General features: G+C 54.5%; 1 rRNA gene. It reads left to right on the forward strand.

Going from position 1 to position 255, the window contains the following annotated elements:
- Positions 1-255: ribosomal RNA gene (locus AC2AXP_RS22795) — 16S ribosomal RNA — on the forward strand; the annotation flags it as partial.

The raw sequence follows: 255 nt of genomic DNA on the forward strand, positions 1-255 counted from the left end.
ACGGGAGGCAGCAGTGGGGAATATTGCACAATGGGCGCAAGCCTGATGCAGCCATGCCGCGTGTGTGAAGAAGGCCTTCGGGTTGTAAAGCACTTTCAGCGAGGAGGAAGGCCAATAGCTTAATACGTTGTTGGATTGACGTTACTCGCAGAAGAAGCACCGGCTAACTCCGTGCCAGCAGCCGCGGTAATACGGAGGGTGCAAGCGTTAATCGGAATTACTGGGCGTAAAGCGCACGCAGGCGGTTTGTTAAGT

The sequence above is a fragment of the Serratia sp. Sp408 genome (genome assembly GCF_057180665.1).